The sequence below is a fragment of the Clostridium sp. CX1 genome, from assembly GCF_025398335.1.
Taxonomy (GTDB): Bacteria; Bacillota; Clostridia; order Clostridiales; family Clostridiaceae; genus Clostridium_AM; species Clostridium_AM tanneri.
In genome coordinates, this window is sequence record NZ_JAODOO010000001.1 from 158779 (window position 1) to 182777 (window position 23999).

At 31.6% G+C, this 23999-nt stretch carries 22 protein-coding genes; 16 read left to right on the forward strand and 6 right to left on the reverse strand.

Annotated elements, in window-relative coordinates; all coding sequences use genetic code 11:
* Positions 1 to 73: 73 nt before the first annotated feature.
* The gene (locus N4T77_RS00720; protein ID WP_261669791.1) at positions 74 to 421 is read left to right on the forward strand and encodes a helix-turn-helix transcriptional regulator; all 348 of its coding nucleotides are present in this window, start codon (positions 74 to 76) and stop codon (positions 419 to 421) included.
* 387 nt (positions 422 to 808) lie between these two features.
* Here the strand turns inward: N4T77_RS00720 and N4T77_RS00725 are convergent, their stop codons facing one another.
* Complete coding sequence (locus tag N4T77_RS00725) at positions 809 to 2548, reverse strand: ABC-F family ATP-binding cassette domain-containing protein (protein ID WP_261669792.1); 1740 nt, start codon at positions 2546 to 2548, stop codon at positions 809 to 811.
* Positions 2549 to 3143: 595 nt separating this feature from the next.
* Between N4T77_RS00725 and N4T77_RS00730 the strand changes: the two genes are divergently transcribed.
* From N4T77_RS00730 to N4T77_RS00740, 3 genes are all read left to right on the forward strand, one after another.
* Positions 3144 to 4343 (forward strand): sensor histidine kinase, encoded by a 1200-nt coding sequence (locus tag N4T77_RS00730; protein ID WP_261669793.1) that lies wholly within the window; start codon positions 3144 to 3146, stop codon positions 4341 to 4343.
* Entirely contained in the window at positions 4309 to 4980 is a 672-nt protein-coding gene (locus tag N4T77_RS00735) for a response regulator transcription factor (protein WP_261669794.1), read from the forward strand. Before N4T77_RS00730 ends, N4T77_RS00735 begins: the two co-directional genes overlap by 35 nt.
* A gap of 277 nt (positions 4981 to 5257) precedes the next feature.
* Positions 5258 to 6922 carry a peptidoglycan-binding protein gene (locus N4T77_RS00740; RefSeq protein ID WP_261669795.1) on the forward strand — a complete coding sequence of 555 codons (1665 nt, stop codon included), beginning with the start codon at positions 5258 to 5260 and terminating at the stop codon, positions 6920 to 6922.
* Between the two features lie 142 nt (positions 6923 to 7064).
* On the opposite strand, the gene N4T77_RS00745 is transcribed toward N4T77_RS00740, so the two are convergent.
* Entirely contained in the window at positions 7065 to 8099 is a 1035-nt protein-coding gene (locus N4T77_RS00745; RefSeq protein ID WP_261669796.1) for a YeiH family protein, read from the reverse strand.
* A gap of 147 nt (positions 8100 to 8246) precedes the next feature.
* On the opposite strand from N4T77_RS00745, the gene N4T77_RS00750 reads away from it, so the two are divergent.
* The gene (locus tag N4T77_RS00750; protein WP_261669797.1) at positions 8247 to 9149 is read left to right on the forward strand and encodes a LysR substrate-binding domain-containing protein; all 903 of its coding nucleotides are present in this window, start codon (positions 8247 to 8249) and stop codon (positions 9147 to 9149) included.
* Here N4T77_RS00750 and N4T77_RS00755 read toward each other — a convergent pair.
* The gene (locus N4T77_RS00755) at positions 9146 to 10066 is read right to left on the reverse strand and encodes a LysR family transcriptional regulator (RefSeq protein ID WP_261669798.1); all 921 of its coding nucleotides are present in this window, start codon (positions 10064 to 10066) and stop codon (positions 9146 to 9148) included. The two genes, N4T77_RS00750 and N4T77_RS00755, sit on opposite strands and share 4 nt — an antisense overlap.
* Before the next feature lie 189 nt (positions 10067 to 10255).
* Between N4T77_RS00755 and N4T77_RS00760 the strand changes: the two genes are divergently transcribed.
* From N4T77_RS00760 to N4T77_RS00785, 6 genes are all read left to right on the forward strand, one after another.
* Positions 10256 to 11878, forward strand: coding sequence for an FAD-dependent oxidoreductase (locus N4T77_RS00760; RefSeq protein WP_261669799.1), 1623 nt, complete (start codon positions 10256 to 10258; stop codon positions 11876 to 11878).
* An 81-nt stretch (positions 11879 to 11959) separates the two neighbouring features.
* The gene (locus N4T77_RS00765; RefSeq protein ID WP_261669800.1) at positions 11960 to 12913 is read left to right on the forward strand and encodes a (4Fe-4S)-binding protein; all 954 of its coding nucleotides are present in this window, start codon (positions 11960 to 11962) and stop codon (positions 12911 to 12913) included.
* Between the two features lie 509 nt (positions 12914 to 13422).
* Positions 13423 to 13734 (forward strand): hypothetical protein, encoded by a 312-nt coding sequence (locus tag N4T77_RS00770; protein ID WP_261669801.1) that lies wholly within the window; start codon positions 13423 to 13425, stop codon positions 13732 to 13734.
* A 213-nt stretch (positions 13735 to 13947) separates the two neighbouring features.
* A complete protein-coding gene (locus N4T77_RS00775) occupies positions 13948 to 14322 on the forward strand; it encodes a hypothetical protein (protein ID WP_261669802.1) in 375 nt (124 codons plus the stop codon).
* Positions 14323 to 14382: 60 nt separating this feature from the next.
* Positions 14383 to 15351 (forward strand): DUF2087 domain-containing protein, encoded by a 969-nt coding sequence (locus tag N4T77_RS00780; protein WP_261669803.1) that lies wholly within the window; start codon positions 14383 to 14385, stop codon positions 15349 to 15351.
* Positions 15352 to 15393: 42 nt separating this feature from the next.
* Positions 15394 to 16056: a flavodoxin family protein gene (locus tag N4T77_RS00785; protein ID WP_261669805.1), complete on the forward strand. Its 663-nt coding sequence runs from the start codon at positions 15394 to 15396 to the stop codon at positions 16054 to 16056.
* 290 nt (positions 16057 to 16346) lie between these two features.
* On the opposite strand, the gene N4T77_RS00790 is transcribed toward N4T77_RS00785, so the two are convergent.
* The gene (locus N4T77_RS00790) at positions 16347 to 16823 is read right to left on the reverse strand and encodes a DMT family transporter (RefSeq protein WP_261669806.1); all 477 of its coding nucleotides are present in this window, start codon (positions 16821 to 16823) and stop codon (positions 16347 to 16349) included.
* 133 nt (positions 16824 to 16956) lie between these two features.
* Here N4T77_RS00790 and N4T77_RS00795 point away from each other — a divergent pair, with 133 nt between their 5' ends.
* Entirely contained in the window at positions 16957 to 17646 is a 690-nt protein-coding gene (locus tag N4T77_RS00795; protein WP_261669807.1) for a Crp/Fnr family transcriptional regulator, read from the forward strand.
* A gap of 66 nt (positions 17647 to 17712) precedes the next feature.
* Here N4T77_RS00795 and N4T77_RS00800 read toward each other — a convergent pair whose 3' ends face one another.
* The gene (locus N4T77_RS00800) at positions 17713 to 18300 is read right to left on the reverse strand and encodes a TetR/AcrR family transcriptional regulator (protein ID WP_261669808.1); all 588 of its coding nucleotides are present in this window, start codon (positions 18298 to 18300) and stop codon (positions 17713 to 17715) included.
* Between the two features lie 160 nt (positions 18301 to 18460).
* On the opposite strand from N4T77_RS00800, the gene N4T77_RS00805 reads away from it, so the two are divergent.
* The 4 genes from N4T77_RS00805 to N4T77_RS00820 all read left to right on the forward strand — a co-directional run bounded on the left by N4T77_RS00805 (position 18461) and on the right by N4T77_RS00820 (position 21927).
* The gene (locus N4T77_RS00805) at positions 18461 to 19354 is read left to right on the forward strand and encodes a ketopantoate reductase family protein (RefSeq protein ID WP_261669809.1); all 894 of its coding nucleotides are present in this window, start codon (positions 18461 to 18463) and stop codon (positions 19352 to 19354) included.
* 145 nt (positions 19355 to 19499) lie between these two features.
* Positions 19500 to 20099 (forward strand): TetR/AcrR family transcriptional regulator, encoded by a 600-nt coding sequence (locus N4T77_RS00810; RefSeq protein WP_261669810.1) that lies wholly within the window; start codon positions 19500 to 19502, stop codon positions 20097 to 20099.
* Positions 20100 to 20152: 53 nt separating this feature from the next.
* Positions 20153 to 20992, forward strand: a complete 840-nt coding sequence (locus N4T77_RS00815; RefSeq protein WP_261669811.1) for an alpha/beta fold hydrolase — start codon at positions 20153 to 20155, stop codon at positions 20990 to 20992.
* Positions 20993 to 21027: 35 nt separating this feature from the next.
* Complete coding sequence (locus N4T77_RS00820; RefSeq protein WP_261669812.1) at positions 21028 to 21927, forward strand: Mph(B) family macrolide 2'-phosphotransferase; 900 nt, start codon at positions 21028 to 21030, stop codon at positions 21925 to 21927.
* Between the two features lie 51 nt (positions 21928 to 21978).
* Here N4T77_RS00820 and N4T77_RS00825 read toward each other — a convergent pair whose 3' ends face one another.
* On the reverse strand, positions 21979 to 23892 hold the full coding sequence (locus tag N4T77_RS00825) for a cell wall-binding repeat-containing protein (protein ID WP_261669813.1): 1914 nt from the start codon (positions 23890 to 23892) through the stop codon (positions 21979 to 21981).
* Between the last annotated feature and the right edge of the window lie 107 nt (positions 23893 to 23999).

The window sequence follows — 23999 nt, forward strand, 5'->3', positions numbered from 1 at the left end:
AAAATAAAGATTAATATACAGTTATTAGTATGATATATATGTTAATAAACAGAAATGGTTAAGGGTAACTATTATGAGAAAAATAGATTTAGTTAGATTATCACTAGCTATGAAGCAAAAAAGAAAAGAAAAAGATATGACGCAAGTTCAGTTAGGTAAATTAACAGGAATTAATAAGCAAGTAATATGTAGAATTGAATTAGGCAAAACAGTTCCTTCTATTAGTGAGCTTCATAAGTTATTAAATGTATTAGAAATAGATTTTAATAGTATTTTAGAAGATGAACATGTTGAAGATGTTTTTATGTTTATAAAGAGCCAAGCAATAGATGATGAGGAACGAAAAGGCATTGAAACTATGATATCTATGATGCTATGCTTAAATAAGCATGAACAATTAAGACGAATTTATAATAGATAACTTAATGAATTAAAATCATGATTCTATTAAGGTTTAAACAGCGTAATAATCCTAAATAATATGAATAAAATAAATATTAAAGCTTCAATAACAACCAGGTATTAAGGTAAGATAATATTTAAAAATAGAGTGGGAGTAATTAAACTCCCACAAATTTAGTTATGTCTATAATCTTCAATAGATTTTGTACATTTCATACGATACGGTTCGCCTCCACCATACATAAACTATAATATTGATACAATAGAAAACCCTTGAATTAACTAGTCGAGGGTTTTCTTATTGTTTAGTGAATACCACCGGTTATCGGTGGTCATAATTTGGAAGCTGCCTAAATCTCCCAGGTGCTAGAGGGGAGCGAAAGGCTCCTCTTGCTACTTACTAAATTTAGAGTAATTTAATCAGTTTTTCTAACTCTTCAGATAAAGCTTTTGCAAGGGTAAAATCAGTATTTTTTAAAGCCAATTCTATTTTTGTTTCAACTAATTTTTTCTTTTGTTCAATTTCTAAATAGTCTTTGTCAAAATGACTAGCATAAATCATCTTTCTAAATTTTCGTATACTCATTTTTCTAACTGTCTTATCTTCAATGATTAAAACAAAATCCATACAGTTTACTACAGTATAGAAATCATGAGAAATCATTAAAATTGCACCGTTATAGTTTTCTATGGCTTTTTCCAGTGCCATTTGTGAATAGGTGTCTAAATGACTTGTGGGTTCATCAAGAAGCAACAGGTTTGCTTTGCTAGCAGAAACTTTAGCCAATTGAAGCATATTTTTTTCCCCACCAGATAAAGACCCTATCTTTTGATTAATGGCTTCTTCTTCAAAGCCATAGTTTGAAATATATGCTCTAATCTCCTCATAGGTTTTAAAACCAGCATCTAAAAACTCTTCAAGTATCGTATTGGACTCATTTAGTGTTTTACCTTGAAGTTGAGATAAATAAGCCATTTTAACCTGTTCATTTATCTCAATAGAATCATGATTGTTTTCAAAGATTTCTCGTAGTAAAGTCGTTTTACCAGTACCATTTGAACCGATAAGGGCTACTTTGTCAGTAGATTTAATCTCAAAGTTAACATTTTCTAGAAGCATATCATCAAAGGCAACACTGTAATCATTAACTTTTAAAACAGTGGTTTCTTCCAATTTATTATTTGTAAAAAACCTAATATTAGGCTGTTTAATATTTATAAATGGCGCTTTAATTCTACGCTTTTCTAATCTTTCTTGAATTTTAACTCTAGCATTTAGAGACCTACCTTTAGCAGATTCAGAATTTTCAGTTGCAATAATTCTTAGTTTTTTTATTAACTTCTCGTTTCTCTCAAGTTCTTCATTATCAGCAATTGCTAGTTCCTGTAACTCAATTTTAGTTTGAAGTAATGTGAAGTTATAATCAATATAGCTTCCATCAAACTCTTGGAGCTCCATGTTCTCAAGGTGCAGAATTTTGTTAAAACAATGATTCAATAGATATCTATTGTGGGTAATAATTAACATTGTTCCTTTGTGTGAATTAATTAAGTTTTTAAGAGAATTAAGGTTTTCAAAGTCTAAAAACACATCCGGTTCATCCATAATTATTAAGTCTGGACGATTTAGCATTTCCTTAATTACTTGAATAAGCTTAAATTCTCCACCACTAAGCTCAGATATCATTAGATCTTTACACTTCATTAAGTTTGCAAGATTTAGGTTTTTATTAATGCTGTTTTCGAAATCATTCCCGTTAATTGCATCAAATGCATCTAAAGCTTGCTGGTACTTTTCTAGTAAAGAATCAATATCTGTGGATGTTTCCATTTCAGCACAAATAGATGTTATTTCATTTTGAAGTCTAATAAATTCTTGACTTATATATTGAAAAACCGTAGTGTCTTTTGTTTTGTCTAGTTGTAAGAATTGACTTACATACCCAATTCTACAATTTGGGTCTATCTCCAGCTTTCCATCAAACATATATTTTTCTGGATCCATAATTATATCTATAAGTGTACTTTTTCCACTGCCATTTGTTCCTATAAAGGCACAATGCTGACCATCCTCTAATGTAAATGAAATGTTATGAAATAGGTCCTTTTGCGGAAATGAGTAGGACAAGTTATCAACTTTTATCATATTATTACCTCTCTTTATCACTAAAAAAGAGCTTATAAAAATAAGCTCTTAATATATTCTCTTATCATTTGCAATTTTATACTTGATTTTTATGCAGTAAAGATACTCTATTGAGTTTAACATTGATAGCATAACACTTTTTTCGACTAAGTTCAATCATTTCATATCAGCAACTAGCTAAGAGACTAGGTTATGTGGTGAAAAAATAATATTGAATATAAATATGATTTAGTATTAAAATATTGTATTATAAAGTCAAAATTATAGTTTTTTTGGCTTTATTTAATACATTTCCAGAAATTATGTCTGTTAATTTGTTAAAAAATGCTTTATTATAATTATTGGTAAAATATGCAGAACCTACTTTTGTAGATTTCTCATGAAAATTTATTTAACCAAAAGATATTCTTTTTTCATTATTAAATTCTTTCCAGTGTCAACAAGTATTTATTTGTAGGTAAGGTATGAATATGCTAATTTTTGTTATAGAAGTAACATTGAATAATGGAATTGAGAATACTTCATATAGTATAAATCCAGTGATTTTTATCTAAAATTTTTTAGTTTGAGCTTTATTTTTCATTGAGATGGAGGCATGATTGGCAATATGGACTTGGCTGTTAATGAAATCAATAAAATAATTAAGAATATAATAGAAAAGGTAAATTCAAGCAGAGGACAAATACTTGATATTGTGGACAACATAAGAAGGAATCAAGACAACTTAATGTTTGAATTGGACCAAGTTAGAAGTGAAGTTACTAAGGTTATTGATGAGGTTGATGAACTAGAAAAACAAGATAGGGCTTGTAGAAGAAGACTGGCTGAGGTCTCTGCAAATTTTTTAAAATTTACTGAAAATGATATTAAGGAGGCTTACGAAGAGGCATCAAATATAAGAGTTAAATTTCTTACAAAACAAAATGCAGAAAAATCATTAAGAGAACGAAGAGATAGTTTGGAAAGAGCCCTTAAAGATACAATTATGAATGTTAAGAACGGGGAAAACGTGATTAATCAAATAAGTATAGCTATTGGTTGTTTGGAAGGAGATATTTTTTCCGTTCTAGAAGGAGCAGATAAAAATTCGGAAATGTTTATTGGTATAAAGGTTTTAGAGGCTCAAGAAAATGAAAGAAAGAGAATTGCAAGGGATGTTCATGACGGGCCTGCTCAGCATATGGCCAATGTAATTATGAAAGTTGATATTTGCAATATGGTCATTCAAAGAGATTTGCAAGAAGGGCTTAAGGAATTGGCAGATTTAAAGGAAAGTGCTAAGGTAGCTTTAAGGGAAGTAAGAAGTATTATATTTGACTTAAGACCAATGTCTTTAGATGATTTGGGGTTAAGTGAAACTATTTACCAAATTGTAAATGCAATTTCTCAAGAATTAGATATTGATGTAAAATTAGACCTAAAGCCTATTAATACAGAAATAGAACACATTATTCAGATTGCAGTATATAGAATTGTTCAAGAGATATTCAACAATATTAGAAAGCACTCTAAGGCAAAGCATGTAGAAGTAAGGCTAGATTATGGGACAAAATATCTAATACTAATTATAACCGATGATGGTGTTGGATTTGATGTAGAGGAAACTTTAAAGACAGTAAAAACACAGGGATCTTCCTATGGACTTATTAGCATTTTAGATAGAGTGAATCAGCTTCAAGGGAAGGTTGAAATTAGATCTGCAGAGGGAGCAGGTACCGCTTATATTGTTAAGCTTCCCATTAATCGAGAGGTGATAAAGGATGAAAAACGTGATGATAAGAATATTAATTGCTGATGATCATGACATAGTAAGGCAGGGGGTAAGGAGAATTATAAGCTTTGAAGATGATATGGTTGTTGCCTTTGATGCAAAAAATGGAGAAGAGGCTCTGAAGCTTTTAACGGAGCATCAGATAGATGTTGTTCTCTTAGATTGCAATATGCCTATTATGAATGGTATCCAGGCTCTTGAAAGTATAAGGGATCAGGGAATTAATACTAAAGTTATAATGCTAACTGTTGAAAATGACAGAAAGACTATTAATACAGCAATAGAAATTGGAGCAGATGGCTATATGCTTAAGGATTCTGCAGGAACAGAGATTGTAAATGCAATTCGATTAGTATATAATGGTGAAAAATATATTGATAAATCATTAGTGTCCATTCTTTTTTCACATATAAAAATTAAGGAAGAGAAAACACTAAGTGTTTTAGATAACCTCTCCAAAAGAGAAGTTGAAGTGCTTATTGAAATCTCCAAAGGACTTAGCAACAAGGAAATTGGACAACAGCTGTATATTTCTGAAAAAACAGTTAAAAACTATGCTACAAACCTTTTTAAAAAGATAAATGTAAATGATAGAGTTCAAGCGACAATCCTCGCACTACAAAATAATATTGAGGAATATTACATAAATAAATATAGATAAGCGATTAATAGGCTTGACTTACAGGTCGGAATATATTTGCCGTAACAAAGGATAGTGAATATATCCCTAGTATAAGTCAAGCTTTTATGTTATTTATCTGCATCAATCTTAAGGGACTTTAGTCCCTATTTTTTGTGACTTTTTTACTTATGGGATGTGACTTTTGCAGTCTGCAAAACTAACAGTGGACAGGGCTATAATAAAAGCAGCGGAAAATATTAAAAATTGTCGAAGGGAAAATATATTATTGACAATTTGTTTTAAGGAGGAGCAACTTATGAAGAGCACAAAAAAGTTATTAATAGCAGCATCCATAGTAACTGGAGTAGCTTTAGGAAGTAAAACTGCACATGCACAGCAAGTAATAGATAGTAAAATACCTAAACTAGATATATATAATTATAGTGATTATTCTAAAGTAACCATTAAGTTAAATACAAAAGGTGATATTGTTAAAAACGTACAGGGGGTTTTAAATTTATATTTTGGAGCTGGACTTTCTGAAGATGGGGTGTATGGAAAGTATACAGAAGATGCCGTTAAGAGTGTACAAAAAAAGTTAGGTATAAATGCTGATGGAGTCTTTGGACCTAGGACAGCTAAAGCTTTACTAGATTATGTTAATAATACTTCATCCAATAATAATAGTAAAGTTACTTCAGTGCCTGCAGGTGTGGAAAAAAATACAGAATCTGAAATAACTTTAGAAAAAAAAGCTGTAGAAGCACAGCAGGGACAAACTACTAAAGTACCTAAATCAGCTACATATAATTATAATGACTACTCTAAAGCAAATATTAAGTTAAATGAAAAAGGGGTTGCTGTTAAAAATATTCAAGAGACTTTAAATTCATATTTTGGAGCTAAACTTTCTACAGATGGGATATATGGAAAGCGCACAGAAGATGCTGTTAAGAGTGTACAGAAAAGGTTAGGCATAAATGCCGATGGAATCTTTGGACCTAAGACAGCCAAAGCATTACTAGATTATACTCATAATAAGGCTTCATTAAATGATGATAGTAAATCTAGCCAAGTATCTGTGGACACCGGAAAAAACGTAGAATCTTCAGTAACTTCAGCAAAACAAACTGTGGATTCACAGCAAGCAAAAACTACTAAAGTATCTAAAACAACTATATATAATTATAATGATTATTCTAAAGTAACTATTAAGTTAAATACAAAAGGGGATATTGTTAAAAACATACAGGGGGTTTTAAATTCATATTTTGCGGTTAAACTTCCTGAAGATGGGATATATGGAAAGCGCACAGAAGATGCTGTTAAGAGTGTACAGAAAAAGTTAGGCATAAGTACAGATGGAGTCTTTGGGCCTAAAACAGCTAAAGCCTTACTAGGTTATATTAATAATAACTATTATGATTCTGTGGATGATAATAATGGATTTAGTCCAATATCTTTAGATATTCAAAAAAAACTTATTGCTTTAGGTTATAAACTAAAGTTAGATGGAAATTTAAACAGTTATGATACTATATCAGCAGTAAAACAATTTCAAAAAGAAAATAGTTTACCTATAAGTGGTAAGATAGATACAAATTTAGCAGATAAACTATATAAAGATGATAAGGTAAAGGCTGATGGAAGGGCAGAATTTAAATCAGATACGGATTATTACATATTAGTAAGTTCTTTGGATCGCATAGGTAAGGTTTATCAAGAAATAAATAACAAATGGAAAGAGATTAAGAGTTTTGATATTCTTTCAGGAAAAGTTAATAAAGGGGATTACAAATCTGGACTCCAAGGTAAATATGCGAAGTTTAATGAAGTGGAAATGAGAAACTTTACTCAAATCGATGGTGTAAATGTTTTCTATTCTGCTGAAAAAGAATCGGGATATGGATTAAGAATTTTAGATGAAAATGCTAAATTTTTAAGTGGAATACCATATAAAACAACTATAAAAGTATTTTAAGCATTAATTTTTAAAATACTTTTATAGTTTTCACCACTCAGTATCAGTAATAGGTCTCTCTGATAATTTTGCAAGAGAAAGACTTGTTGTCCTATTTCTGTCTTGGGATTGTTGGGTACAAGATTCCTGTAAAAAGAATAATTTATAGAAGAACAGTTATTAGCACAATAGCCGATAGGATCTGAACTGTAGCAATCCCTAATGCATATATTGAAGCTTTAGCCCCTTGCTTTATAAGCTCTCTAAAATTTACTCTCATTCCTATACCTGCAAGGGCAATTATTTCAAAGTTGTTGCTTATCAATTTAAATATTTTAGAAAGCTCTAGGGAAAACACACCCATTGTAAATAAGGAACACATCATAAAGAAACCTATTACATACCAAGGTACCTTTACCTTTGAATTAGAATTTTTACAACCTGTTGTAGAAGATTTTTTCTTCATTGTACCAAAGCTTAATACAACAAAAATCAAGAATATTATACGAACTATCTTAAATATAGTAGACAAGTCTTTAACCTGTTCATTTACTAAACTACCACTTGCAACAACTTGACCTACAGACTGAAGTATACCTCCTATTAAAGCAGAAGTTTTTATTGTTTCAGTAGAAAATACTACTGCAGCGATAAATGGCAGTAGCAGCATTAAAACTGTTCCAGTAACATTTACTATTGTTATAGCTATGCCTTTTTCATTATCATCTGCGTCTATAACAGGAGCAGTAGCTGCTATAGCAGAAGAACCACATACCGCATTACCGCTTGCCATTAAAAAACGGAAGTTTTCTGAAAAGCCAAGTTTTTTTCCTATAAGTATTGCAAAAGTAATTGTTATAACCATTTGTAATGCTATGAAAGCAACTCCTGAAAATCCTAGTTTAAGAAGAGTTTGAGCACTTAATGTGCCACCAAGTAAAACTATAGAATAAGATAACAAATCACTTTCAGCAAATTTAGCTCCTGCTGAATATATTTTTTTGTTTCCTAATGTATTTCCAAATGCCATACCTATAAATATTGCCATAGATGCACCGCCTATGCTAGGCACATAATTTCCTATAAGCTTTCCTATCCAAGCAATAATTACACATATGATAAGTCCCGGTAAAATCTTAATAACTTTATCTGCCTTTTTAAAAGCATTTTTATTAGATGCAAATGAATTTAATTGCATTTATATCATCCTTCCAAATTTTACTCTTCATATGAAGTGATTTTTCTTACATGTTTGAGTATAATAGATATATAACCATAAGTAAAATATATATATATCATGATAACCATTAAAATATTTAATGGTTATCAGAAAGGATAAAACTTTATGATAGAGGAACTTAAGACATTTATATCAGTTGTGGAATATAAAAATTTTACTAAAGCAGCTGAGGCTATTAATTTATCTCAACCTAGTGTAAGTTTACATATTAAACATCTTGAAGAGTATTTTAATGCAACACTAATACAACGTTCAATTAAGCAAAAAAACATACATATAACCGAATCAGGAAACTTACTTTATGAACGTTCAAAACAAATTATTAAGCTATTAGAGGACACAAAGGATGACTTGTTGGATTATGGAAATATTGTGAAGGGCAGACTGCGTATAGGAGCTAGTTTTACTATAGGAGAGTATTTTTTGCCACACTTTTTAGGTCAATTTACTAAAGCCTATCCGGATTTAGAACTAGAAATTGCAATTGAAAACACCCATAATATTTGTGAGAAGGTAAAAAATTTTCAAGTTGATTTGGCACTAGTTGAAGGTACTGTTCCATCTTCTAATTTTGTAACTAATAATTTCTACAAAGATAAAATGGTAGTTGCTGTTCCTTATAATCATTATTTAGTTAATAGAAAATTTTCAGTTGAAGAGTTAGGAAATCAAACCTGGATTAGCAGGGAGATTGGTTCTGGAACAAGGGAATATTTAGAACTTTTTTTATCTACTAATAATATTAATGCAAAAAATGTCATTGTATTTGGAAGCAATTATTCTGTAAAAGAAGCAGTTAAAAATAACTTAGGAATTACATTTATATCTTCCCTTGTTACTGAAACTGCATTAATAAATAAAGAACTTTCTATTTTAAAAACTCCTCAGCAATATATCCGTCCCTTTTCGTATATTTTACAAAAGGGAATCACTCCATCAAAGGGGGCGCTAGTATTTATAGACATGTTAAAAAATTATAAAAAAAGTCCTTGTGATCAAAAATATTAAATATCCACTAAGCTTCCAGTGGATATTCCACTTAAAATATGCTTGTCCTTATATTTCTCTAATATGTGCATCAGGTTCTTCATGTTGTCATTAACAAATTTATTTTTGTAGTATACTACACTAAAAGACCTATCTAAGGCTTGATCATTACTTTTTATCACATAAAGCAAACCTTTTTTTGCTTCTTCCTCAACTAATCTTGCAGATATAGCTGTAAGGCAGTTGTTTGCAATCACTACTTTCTTCATCATATCTGGACAGTTCACTTCCCATTTAATCTTTATATTTGCTCCACACTTAGAAATATAATTCTCAAAAAGTTCCCTAGTACCGCTTCCTTCTTCACGCATTACAAAAGGTTCCTTTTCTAAATCTTTAATAGAAACATTTCCGCACCCTGAAAGTCTGTGATTCTTGCTGCATACAATCACAAGATAATCATTTATCACTGGAGTGACGACTAAATCTTGATTTTTAATTTTACCTTCTACAATGCCAATATCTAATTCGGATTTGAGCAACTTTTCTTCTATAGACTTGGTGTTATTAATGTAAGCGAAAGTTTCCACTTGAGGTGCTATTTTTTTATATTCATTTATAAGCTCAGGCATAATACAAGCCCCTACAGTTATGGTAGCACCAATGCGGAGTTTTTCTGAAAACCCCTTTAACATGTTATCTTCTAGTTCATCAAACTGATTTACTACCATTTTAGCATAGGTAAATAAGTTTCTTCCTGCATCTGTAATATATAGCTTTTTACAAATTCTTTCAAACAATAACACACCATAGTGATCTTCTAATTCCCTAATTGCCTGGCTAACGGTTGGTTGTGAAATATAATATAGATCTGCAGCTGTACTCATTTTACCTGTTTCTACTACAGCTATAAAGATTTTTAAATGGCGAATTGTCATATTGATTATAAACCTTTCTTTATAAATTTATTTTATTATCTTTATAATACCTAAAACTTAGTAGGTTTTACCTATCATTATTATAAAATAATACCATTTTTATTATTTAATAACAAGTGGTATGATAAAGACAAGTAGTACTACTATACAGATAGAATTATAAATATAGATGAAGGAAGATGTTATATTATGAAAATATTAGTTATAGGTGGAGTAGCTGCTGGAACGAAAGCAGCAGCAAAGCTAAAACGGGAAAATAGACAAGATGAAGTTACTATCTTAACAATGAGTAAAGATATTTCTTATGCCGGATGTGGACTTCCTTATTATATTGGAAATGTTATTAAGGATCGAGAAGAATTAATTGTAAATACACCAGAGAAATTTTCTATGCTTACAGGTGTCAATGTTTTAACAGAAACAGAAGTAATTGCAATTCATAGTAGCAAAAAAATAGTAGAAGCCGTAAATTTAAATACAAAAGAAGTTTCCAGCTATTCATATGATAAACTTATTCTGGCAACAGGTGCAAAGCCAATAAAACCTCCCTTTGAAGGAATAGATTTAAAGGGTGTATTTGTATTGCGTACACCAGATGATGCCATTGGTATAAAAGAATCATTAGAAGCTGGCGATATAAAGCGTGCAGTTGTAGTAGGCGGCGGATTTATTGGTCTAGAAGTTGCTGAAAACCTTGCCAATCAAAAGGTAAAAGTATCGGTTATTGATGCAGCAGAGCACATTTTACCAGGATTTGATCCTGAAATTGCAGAGTATGTAGAAAACCATCTAGCTGACAGAGGAATTATGACTTTTACCGGCACAAAACTGGAAGCCATTATAGGAGAAGGAAAAGTCGAAAGGATTCGAACTGATAAACAAAAAATAAAAGCAGATATAGTTATTCTCTCTATTGGCATTAAACCAAATACTGATTTTTTAAAGGATTCCCATATTGAATTGATGCCAAATGGAACAATTAAGGTAGACGAACATCTCCAAACAAATGTAAAGGATATCTTTGCTGTTGGAGATTGTGCCTGTGTAACAAATAGGATAAGCAAATTGCCAGCATGGTCACCAATGGGTTCCTCTGCAAACATGGAAGGTCGTATAGTAGCTAAGAATATAAACAATAAAAACATATCTTACCCAGGTGTTCTTGGTACAGGTGTAGCAAAATTGCCGGAACTTAATGTTGGAAAAACAGGACTATCAGAAGTAGATGCAATAAAGCATGGCTATGATCCCATAAGCGTTATAGCTGTGGTAGATGATAAAGCTCACTACTACCCAGGCTCTTCATTCTTCATTATAAAAATGGTTGCAGATAAGGCTACTCATAAGTTTTTAGGTATACAAGTGCTTGGTAAAGGTGCAGTTGATAAAATAGTTGATATTGCAGTAACAGCACTTACTTTAAATGCTACCTTAGAGAACTTAGAGAATATGGATATGGCCTATGCACCACCTTTTTCAACGGCAATTCATCCTTTTACGAACACAGTAAATATTTTGTTAAATAAAATAAAGGGCGAGTTTACAACAATTACACCTACTGCTTATAAAAGAGGGGAAGCTTCTGATTATAAAATTATAGATGTTTCTCTTCAACCTACAATCCAATCAGCAGAATACCTTGATCTAACGAAAGTAAAGGGAGAGGTGGAAGGTCTTAATAAGGATGATAAGCTACTGCTTGTATGTGCGAAAGGTAAACGTGGGTACCTGTTGCAGAACCGATTAAAATTTTATGGATATACCAATACATTGGTTCTTGAAGGCGGCTTAACCTTGAATTCTATTGAATAAATAAATTTAAAATGAAATAAAACAGTAAAAGCTTACAGTTTAAAGAGAAAAACAATATTGTATAAGGGGGAAGCAAATATTATGGCTACATTAACAATTAGTGCAGAAAATGAAAAAAGAGTAAAAGCTCTTGGCTTTTTAAGCAACAAAGGCACAGATAATTTTTCAGGAAGGGTAATTACGGTAAATGGTAAAATCACTTCTGATCAAATAAAATGTATAGCAGAAGCAGCTCAATTATATGGTAACGGTATTGTTACTATGACTACACGTCTTACAATTGAATGTCAAGGAATTCCTTATGATAAAATTGAGGATTTTAGAAATTATATTGCAAAAGAAGGTCTGGTTACTGGTGGTACAGGCTCTAAGGTTCGTCCAATAGTAAGCTGCAAAGGAACAACTTGCCAATATGGTCTCATTGACACTTATGCTCTATCAGAGGAAATTCATGAAAGATTTTATAAGGGATATTCAGATGTAAAATTACCTCATAAATTTAAAATTGCAGTAGGAGGATGCCCAAATAACTGTGTAAAGCCGGACTTAAATGATTTAGGAATTATAGGACAAAGAATACCTAATTTTGATGAAGACAGCTGTAATGGATGTAAAAAGTGTTATGTAGCAGAAGCTTGCCCTATGAAAGCTGCCAAAATAGCAGACAGTATATTGAATATAGATAAGGATATATGTAACAATTGCGGACGCTGTATTGGAAAGTGTCATTTTGATGTAATGGAAGATGGCACCATAGGTTATAAAATTTATATAGGAGGTCGTTGGGGTAAACTCACAGCAAAAGGAAAAGCATTAAATAAAATTTTTACGGATAAGGAAGAAGCATTAAGTATTATAGAAAAAACACTTTTATTATACAGAGAAAAAGGAAGAACCGGTGAGCGCCTTTCTGACACAATTGAAAGAATTGGATTTGAAAATATAGAAGCTGAATTATTATCAAATGAAATACTAGAAAGAAAAGATGAAATATTACAGGCAAAACTTCATTTAGTTGGTGGAGCTACTTGTTAATAAATAATAATATCTCAATCACTGCATAAAGTCTCCATAATAGCAGAAGTTTAATTATTTAAGCAACTTTGGTTTTATGGATACAAAAACAGAGGTGTTTTAGAGGACGTTAATAGTTTTATGTAAATTAAATAGACAAGATGGGATTTAATTTGAAATTGCTACAGGGTTTGTTCTCTGTAGCATATTTTATTTTTTTCAAGGAGGAGCTCGTATACTAGCAATACAAGTCACTATGAAGTATAAGTTTATAGGTTGCCTTTGTTGTGGGGAGTCTTAAGTACATTAGTAAAGATTGTTTTTCTGATAAGTGTTTTATAGTAATGAAATTAAAAATAAAGGAATTTAAGCTAATTTGTAGAATAATGAAATTAATGGAAACGGCGTATAAGACATTATGTCTATAATGGGAAGTTGAATAAAACGAAAATATTTAGTTAAAAGAACATTTTGGGTTAATTAATTATATGTGATATAAATTTTTCAAAATTTATGGAGGTATTATTAAGATGGATAAGAGAGATTCTGAAAGGATAGTTCAACTTGCAAGGGAGGGAAAGCAAATATCAAAAATATGGGAAGAAGACTTTCCGCAGTATGATTATTGGGACATTTATATTGAAGTGTATGCAGCGGGCGAAAAAAGTTCTTTAGGGACTAAAAGAATGATTACCAATAGACTCTACAAACTCACGTCGCTGCCCAAAAAAGAACAAGATGAATTAATAAAAGAAATTGATGAGTTAGTATGTTACCTATACAATAGATACAAGGAAAGTCAACAGAAGTTGGATGATATTAGAGGAGTTATTAATAGGTAAATTAGTTTATTATATTAAATTTAACTTACATGAAAGTATTTTGATTATTATACCAGAGTTCTTTAAAAGTAAGTGATAGAAAGAAAGGACAAAAAGGTATGTGATTGGTATTAGATTGTATAGAAGATAAAAGCCTAGCGCAGCTGTATAGCTATCTTGACACTCTTTTTAGGTATACAGCACGTAGAAATGGAAATTATAACGAGGCTTTAGATGCTTATAGTAAAGGGAATTTTAAAAGCAACTGATGAGCATGTTACTGACAATGGAGCAGAAATAATTAGTAAAAATAAGATTTTTAAATATTGGTTAGAACGCAATAAAGATGTTAATAGATATAGGGTTATGACTACTTTATATAACGCTATGAGTAACTTCCATAAGCTACTAGAAATTACTGCCCCAGAAGATAAAAAAACTTTGCTACAATTGATTATAAATAAGATAACTATAAAAAACAAGAAAGATATAGATAGCATAGAGTTACATTTTGATGAAAAGGCACAGAAATATTTCATAAATAATAAAGAAGGAGAATCCTCAGATGATGGGGGTTCTTCTTTTATTTTATTTACTATAAAGGTGTAGTTGACAAAGATAAAGAAAGAATGTTATCATGTCTATGAAATTAATAGACAATAGAAAGGTATGGATGAGTTTATTCGTAATACAACTATAGAAGATTTTAAAAGAGGTTATGTAAGGGATGGTAAAAAAGCAGAATTTATTTGTTTGGTATGTGGAGAATATATTGGTGAAAATGAAGATAGTGTAAATATTCACACTACAAACCATGAAAATCCTATTGAGAGGCTGCTGATGCTGGACAAGAAATACACAGAGTTGACTGAAATTCAAAAAGAGTTTTTAGATAGGGTATCTAATAAATATAGTGATAAAGAAATAGCGATGAAGCTTGCATGTGCAGAATCCACAGTAAGAAATATGGAATTTGCATTGCGAGAAGGGGCAAGACAAGCACGGGCATTTTTGGCGGTTATGGAATTAGCTGAGGAAAAGATGCCTAAAATAACAAATCCTAAGCTACGTGCTTTCCCTGTTAAAGAAGAGAAGAGAAAAGCGTTATTACCAAGGTTTGCTGATTTGTTTGAGTCTGATAGAGAATATACGGAAGCTGAAGTAAAGAAAATCATTAAAACTATTTATGAAGACGATGCAATAATACGACGGTATCTGGTAGACTATGGATACTTGAGCAGAACCAATGATGGAAGCAAATATTATAAGAATTGCGAGGAAAGTGTTGTGATGAATGTGAATAAAAGGGAAATTATAAAAAACTATAAGCAGCAGGAAATAGAGATGGGTATAATTCAAATATATAATGCGGGTAACGGATATTCTTATGTAGATATATGTACAAATTTATATAAGCCTTTTGAATCAATTAAGTTTCAATTAAATTTGGGTAGGACTAAAATTAAAAAATTACAAGAGGATTGGGCTGCTTACGGAGAAAATGCCTTTGAATTCAAAGTTGTAGAAAAACTTAAACCTAATGAAGGCTCTACAGATAAGGAAAAGGTTGATGATTTAAAGGAACTTTTAAATATGTGGATTGAAAGTCAAGGAGAGAACCTAAAGTTATATAAATAAATATAGAAAAAGCATAAAAAATGAAGGTGAGGAAATAGAATAATGAAAATTGCTGTAATTAATGGTAGTTCAAAAGGCAAGTCAGGTAATACAAATATAATGGTTAGTGCATTTCTCAAGGGGGTAGAAGAAGCAGGGGCAGAAACTGTAAATATATTTTTAGCAGAAAAAGATATCAAACACTGCAGAGGTTGTCATTCATGCTGGTTCAAAAGTCCAGGACAATGTGTAATTAAAGATGACATGATGGAGGTTTTGAGTGCTGTTGGTGGAGCAAATATTATTGTATTAGCTACACCAGTATATTTTGAAAACATTTCAGGTATGCTGAAGGTATTCATGGATAGAATGACAATGACAGGTAATCCTCATTCAAGAAAAGATGTAAAAGAGGAAAGTGGACATATAAAGCCAATAGAGCCGCAATCCCCTAAGATAGTTATGATATCCAGCTGTGGATTTTCAGATAGGTCTGAATTCCAAGTAGTATCACTTTGGATTAACAGGGTTGTATCTAAGATGCGTACAGAGCTAGTTGGAGAGATTTATGCGACACAAGGAAAGCTTTTGAGTAGTGAAACAGAAGAATTACAACCAATTATTACTCAGTATATGCATAATTTAGAAGAGGCAGGAAAGGAAGTTGCGATTAACATGAAAATATCAGAGGAAACTAATAAATTATTAGAGCAATTCTGTATTTAATAAAAATAGATAAGAGGCAGTATTCCCTGCTAAATCTTATAACAATAAGAAGTCTACGTTATACCTGTTACGGTGAACCATATCATAAGCAAGCACATTACAGTAAGTTGCACTTCCTATTATCCATATAATTGGAAGTGCTGTTGTCATTCTCATAAGGCTAATAATGTTCAGTTATTATATTATGGCATGCAACATATTTGCAATTATAGAAGTTACCATCATAAAGGAGGTTGAGTAGAAATTTGCAAGAGTTATTCCAGTTAAGAACTAGATAAGAGAGTCTAATTTTAAGTAATTACACTCTCTCTTTTATTAGGCAAATTGAGTTGATTTTGTTTATAGTTTTCATTAGATTTTGCATTAAGTATAATACCTACCAAGAATAGAATACATCCTATTACCTTCCCCATAGAAAAAATATTTAAATACCAATAGTGTATAATTGCACTTGTAAGCATTTGACCTATAAAACGAAGTATAACGGTATATACTGTTGATACTTTATGAACTATAACATTAAATAAATAAGTTGTTAAAACGCCTAGAGCTCCTCCCAAAAAATAAATTAAGGGAATATTTGATATGGAAGAATAGCTAGGTATAGAATCTACCATAAAAAAGCATAAAAGAAGAGAAGAGATTGCAGCTGTTAAATAATTTATAAAGATACTATTTATCATTTCTATGCGTTTAGATAATTCTCCATTTAACATCATGCTTACAACAATTAATATTCCTGTAAAAAATGAAAAAAATATATACATTACATTCACATCCTTTTAAAACAGCTAAGGTTCCGTATTTATTCAAATTGATTCACCTCTTTACAAGTCGTTATAAATAAAATAATATATTTATAACCATTAGGACATGACATTGGTCAGGTTAGGAGGATTTATGAGAAAAATCTCGGATAACAAGCTTTTAAATAAGTATATTAAAAAACACAATATAGAAAAGATATTTGATGATGAAGTATTAAAATATGCACAACTTCATTTCTATGAAAAAGAAGAGTATATATTAGAATCAGGAGAAACTCTTGAGTATTATTATTTACTTGTGGAGGGTAAAATCAAGATTTATTATCCTTTTGAAAATGGGAAATCGATGCTTTTAAAATTTTATAAAGATTTTAATACTGTAGGGGATATAGAACTTTTTAAAGGCATTCCTGTACTTTGCAATGTTGATGCAGTAGAAGATAGTTATTTACTAGCAATCCCTTCTGCAATACTCAGAGAAAAATATTTTAATAATATAAAGTTTTTGCATCACTTGGTGGATTCTTTGAGTGAAAAGCTTTATGGAACTATTAATAATAGCTCATATAATTTTGTATACCCGCTTATTAATAGATTATCTAGTTATTTAGTTGAACATTTAACGGATGAGAACTACATGATTTTAAATTCATCATATCTAGATATTGCACAATTCTTAGGTACAACATATAGACATTTAAACAGAACACTTAAAGAAATGGAAGCAGAATCAATTATAAAATGTGATGATAAAAAAATACACATATTAGACCTAGATAAGCTTAGGCAATTGTCTAAAAATATTTATGTAAAACCACTTTAAGATACTATGGGTAGATTTATGCCTAATATATTGGCATAAATCCAAATTGATAAGGAAATAAGGTAGTTATACATCACAATTGCGGTATAAATCTAGACCCTTCATTACATAGGGGCGGACAATATCTACAAGTAAATCCATTCGATCATTTTCACCAGACATAAACCAAGAATAAGTAGCACTGTAGATGGCTGAGCATGTCATGGCTGAAATGATTTTTATATTTAGGTTGTCTTTTATACAGAAAGTATTCCCTTTCAAAAATATGCCTTCTATCATTTGTTGTAGCATCCTTTTTATCTTTTCGTCAACAAGCGTAGCAATAGATTTGGAATTCCATCTACATATCTTATAAAAAGTTACTATGTAATTGTGTGTCAATAAGATTAACTTGTTACATATTTCATCCGTAAATTCCTGAGAATACATAAGTTCTTCAGGAATCATTTTATAAAAAGCCTGTTTTGTAATTTCTTCTAACAAAGCATATTTATCTTCATAGTGTGCATAAAAGGTAGCACGGTTAATGGAAGCTCTCTGCGCAATATCTTTTATGGTAATTGCATCAAATTCTTTTTTCTGTAATAAAATGCTAAAGGCTTCCCTTATTAATTGTCGTGTGCGTAAGACTCTTGGGTCTTCTTGATTTACCATACATATCTTCCTTTCCAAAACATCAAATATCAAAATCTGTTGTTTAAGCAACTTTTCATTTTATCTGCTGGTTGTATTCATAAGGATATCGTACTATTATACTATCATACAGATGTTGCTTAAACAACATGTAACTAATTTTATGAAGGGAAGGATAGTAGTGAACATAAAACAAAAAAGAATTTTAATATTTGGTGCCGGTGTAGTTGGTAGTATATATGCACTCAGATTTGCACAGTCTGGACTGGATGTAACATTATTGGCTCGAGGAAAGAGATTGGAAGAACTTAAAAAGAATAGACTACGATATAATGATAACGGAACCATAAAGCACATATCTATCAAGACAATAGAAAAATTGGAAGACAACGATATTTATGATTTTATCTTTGTTCCAGTGCGCTATGACCAAGCGGAATCAGCGCTGACTGCAATTAAGAGTAATAACAGTAAAACTATCATCACCTTAACCAACACCATGGGATATGATAGTTGGCTTGAAATCGTAGGAGATAGGTTGCTTCCTGGATTTCCAGGCGCAGGTGGAGACATGAAAGATGGTATTCTATACGCCCAATTCGGTTCCGAAAAGCATCAAGGAACAATTTTTGGCGAGATAAATGGACAGATTACCGAAAGAGTGAAAGAGCTTGCTCAAATATTTAGAGCATCAAATTTGCATTATGAAATACAAGAAAATATTAAAGCATTCCATATTTCCCATACCGCAACCGCTATAGTTATAAAACATTTTTATACCAATACTGGCATGATGGATATAGAGACCGCAAAAAGTGAAAGCACTTTAACTAAGATTGCCAAAGAATTGAAAGAAAATATACACCAAGTAGAGCAAGCAGGAATTCCGGTAATCCCGCCAGAAACCAAGTCAATAGGAGAAATGCCAGAAAAGGATATTATTGCTATGTACCGGAATATGCTGAGCAATGATTTTACCATTGATGTTTTGCTGGGAAACCATGCTGTAAGCGCAAAAGAAGAATTAATGTTGCTAGATGAGATATTTAATAAAAAGATACCTGTTCGACCATGAAACAAACCTTCAATTGATAAATAAAGGAAAACAGCGGATGCTATCTCAAACCTCATCTACTTGATTTTTATTTACCTCTATGATATCATGAAAACAAATAAACAATTTGTTTTTGTATTTATGATATATGGAGGTACTTTATGCTATGGCTAAATTTACAGAGTTAGAAAAAGAAAAAATTCGAGAAGAATTGCTTGAAGTTGCCTATCGTTTCTTTATAGATAAAGGTTTTAAGAGTACCTCTTTTGAGGATATTACTTCCTCAGTTGGCATTGCAAAGAGTTCTTTTTATCTATTTTTCCAGTCAAAAGAAATGTTATATATGGAATTGTTAGCACATGAGGGAGAGCAAATTGAAAAGGAGATTTGGCCAAAGGTTATGGCTGCTGAGGATATACGTTCAGCTATAAAGGCGTACTTAAATACGATGACTTTGGAACTAGAATCTAAGATTTTAACCCAAAGGCTGGTTTATGACCTTGAGGAGTACAAACTTGTATCTAGAAAGCTAAATCCAGAGTATGTTGGTTCAGAGAATCTAAGAAGCATTGTCCCTCTTATGGAGTTTATAAAGTCACGTCAAGAATCTAAGGAGATTATCGATGAAGACCCAGGCGTTATAGCTGGAGTTTTAAGATCAGCTTTATTAATAGGTTCTCAAAAGGGAGATTTACAGCAATATAATTATGAGAGAGTTAGAGAGTTATTATTCGAAGCTGTTGCTAATCAAATTGCTCGGCCTTAATTGAGTCTAAGTAATGATATTATCAAATGAAAGTAGAAAAGTGGTGATAAGTTATGGCAGAAAAAATAATTCGCTTTAAGGATGTTCATATCTGTACTGAGAGTTTTGGGAATATTAATAATCCAACTATTTTGTTAATTATGGGAGCTACTGCATCAATGATCTGGTGGGAAGAAGACTTTTGTAAGAGGCTAAGCAATCAGGGGCTTCACATTATACGATATGATAACAGAGATGTAGGTAAATCAATTACCTATGAGTATGGTCATCCAGAGTATACCTTTGAGGATTTGGCTGATGATGCAATTCAGGTACTAGATGCGTATAAGGTTGATAAGGCTCACATAGTTGGTATGTCTATGGGTGGAATCATTACGCAGATAATAGCTCTTAAACACCCAAGCAGGGTTCTTACTATTTCATTAATTATGACATCAAATTTCGATTCTAGTCTACCTAGAAAGGATAGTAAAGTAACAGAAGCTTTAGGTGAACTTAAAATCAAAAATTGGCAAAATAAAGATGAAGTGATAGAGTACTTTATGAAAAAAAGCAAAGTTCTTATAGGATCTAAACATATATTTGATGAAAAGAGAATAAGAAGACTGAATGAAGAAGAGTTTGATAGAGCTAGCAATTTGCAGAGTAGGGAGAATCACGGATTTATAAGGGGATGGGGTTCGTATTTGTCAAGAACTGATGAAATAAATGCTCCTACACTGGTAATTCACGGAACAGAAGACCCTATTATTCCCTACGAGCATGGAGTTCATCTTTCTGAAATTATACCAAATTCTGTATTGGTTACCTTAGATGGTGCTGGGCATGAGCTTCACCATAATGATTGGGACGAAATTATTAATGCTATATCAAAGCATATAGCAAATTTATAACTAAAGTTTGAAAGTTTTAGGTAGGAGTGATTTGAATGAGTAAAGATATGAAACAAGTTATGGAAACAGCTAAAAAACATAGTCTTATTTTAAAGGAAGAAACAATGCAGTCTAATGAATCTGGACTTGATTTTCAAGTTGTATTTGCACAAGATGAAAGTGGAACTGATTGGGTTCTTAGATTACCTAGGCGGCAAGATGTTATGCCCAGAACAAAGGTAGAAAAACAAGCATTAGATTTGATTAATCAGTATGGGAAATCTTTTCAGGCACCAAACTGGATCGTTTACACAGATGAGCTAATAGCATATAAGAAGTTGGATGGTGTGCCAGCAGGAACTATAGATCATAATATAGGTAACTATGTTTGGGAGATAGATATTAACAATGTTCCAGAATCATTTCACAAGTCTCTTGGCAGAGTGTTAGCAGAGATTCATAGCATACCTAGTGATAAAGCTGCGGAACTTGGCCTAGTAGTGCAAACACCAGAAGAAGCAAGAATTTTAATGAAGCAGCGTATGGATAACGTAAAAGCAAAGTTTGGTGTAGGTGACAAGCTATGGAACAGATGGCAGGCATGGATTAATGATGAAGAAATGTGGCCTAAGAAAACTGGACTAATTCATGGAGATGTACATGCCGGACATACTATGATTGATAAAGGGGGTAATGTGACTGGATTAATCGACTGGACTGAAGCTAAGGTTGCAGATATTTCAAATGATTTTATTTTCAACTATAAGGCCTTTGGAGAAGAAGGACTAAAAGCTTTGATTCTTGCTTATAAAGAAGCTGGTGGATATTACTGGCCTAAGATGGAAGAGCATATTATTGAACTGGTAGCTGCATATCCGGTTTCAATTGCTGAGTTTGCAATGGTATCTGGTATTGAGGAATATATTCAGATGGCTAAAAAAGCACTGGAAGTATAAGAATGCTCTTTACTTTGACAATTATGTTATCAAAGTAAAGAGCATTTTCTGTTATTCTTGGTTTCCTACAGGAATATTGCTGTCTCCTATATAATATTGATTATTGTGGATTCTTAACTTATATATATCTATAGAATTATCTATTTTTATTTCATTAGAGCCATCAGTATCCATTCTAAAAAGCCCACTAATATTTTTTGTAAAATATATATATCCATCTTTTATAAAGTAATGTTCAGCAACTCCTACTTTTTCCTTATCTTTTCCATTAAATCTTATTCTATACAGGTTACTATCAAATAAAACTTTATAGTAAACCCATCCGTCCGTTACACTCAGATCAATAGCACAATCATAGCTATTGCTTTCCTTTTCTTTCGGTAATAAAAACTTGGATAAAGTTAATACATTACTACCATCTAAATTTGACCTGTTTAAACTCCAGGTTTTTCCTGGAATACTATAATATATATAGTTTCCATCAATGGTAAAATCGAAGGCACTACCACTTATTAATTTCGTTAACTCTGTTCCATCTGTCTTTATTCTATAGATGCCAGTAATAGATGGCAATTTAGCTTCCGAGTCTACATCTGAAAAGTATATATAATCCTGAGCAACACGTATATCTCCAGAGACATTTTCTTTTAATTTTGTTCTATTAGTACCGTCTGTTTTTATCTTATATAGTCCTAAATCTGTATTGTCGGCAGATGGTGAATCAGCTTTTTTAATATAGTATATCCAATCACCTACTATATTGAGGCTTGAAGTAGTATCATCGCAGAGTTTTATTTTTTCTGATCCATCCTTTTTAATTTTATAGATTCCTCTTAAGCCTGTCTCCATTGGAAGATCATACTGTCCAACATAAAGCCAGTCTCCACTGGAAGTTCCATATTCACTACTTACAAATTCACTATCACTATTAGAATAACTTAAATTAGAGTTATTTACATCTAAGTTGTAATCTAAGTCTTCTTCTACATCCTTAGATACAACACCTACTCCTCCTAAAATTATTCCTTTTTTTATCTTATTACTGTTAAGGTATTTTTTTCCTTCTTCAATATTTGTCCCATTTGTCAGTATTATAGGAGCATTTAATTTAGCAGCTAGTGCACTTCCTGATAAAGCATCTGGAAATAATTCTCCGTTTGCGAAGACCACATTGCTAGGGTCTTCATCGAAGTATTTACATATGCTCATAGAAGTTTTATACCTATCATCACCATAAATCCTAATAAGGTTTGTGTCATCTAAGCTAGCTGCGGTTTTTATTCTAGACATTACCTCATCACTTACTACTCCCTTTCCACCAATAACATATACTTTTGAAGGTTTAAGTTCAGAGATCTTATCTTCAGCTGACTTAGGCAGTTTTTTAGACTCAGTAAGTAAAATAGGGTAACCTTTATTAGCAGCAATACTAGATATACTCAATGCATCAGCAAAGTTTTCTCCATTTACAACAACCATAGGGGTTCCCTTTGAGATATTCATACTATTAATTATAATCTTATTTGTATCGTATCTATCTTGGCCGCCCATTCTAAAAATATTAGTAAATCCTTGTTTTTTTAGGTACTCTATAAACTCATCACTAACAGATGAAGTTCCTCCTAATATATATATATTTCCATCCTTTTTTAAATGGTTTTTTATATAATCTAGAGGCGCTAGACTTGAATTTATAGATTTATCAACTAAAAGCATAGGTGCATTTAGTGATTTAGAGAGTCCACTACCTGCAAGTGCATCAGCGAAACCGTTACCACTAGCTATAACCACATTGTCCAACTGTCCGCTTGAATAGTAGTTTGCTATACTGACTGAGGTTCCGTATCTATCCTGACCATATAACCTGTCCAGGTTTCCTTGAGCATGAACAACAGGTGCCTTAATGAAAGAAATACCTACTGCAAAACCAATAACATACTTGACCATTGCATTTTTATTAAACATTAAGATTTACCCCCAATTTAGAATAGAATCAATCTATAATTAATTCTATAGCCTTTAAGTATAGCTGTAAACAAGAACTATTTTACATATTAATTAAAATTGTTAGC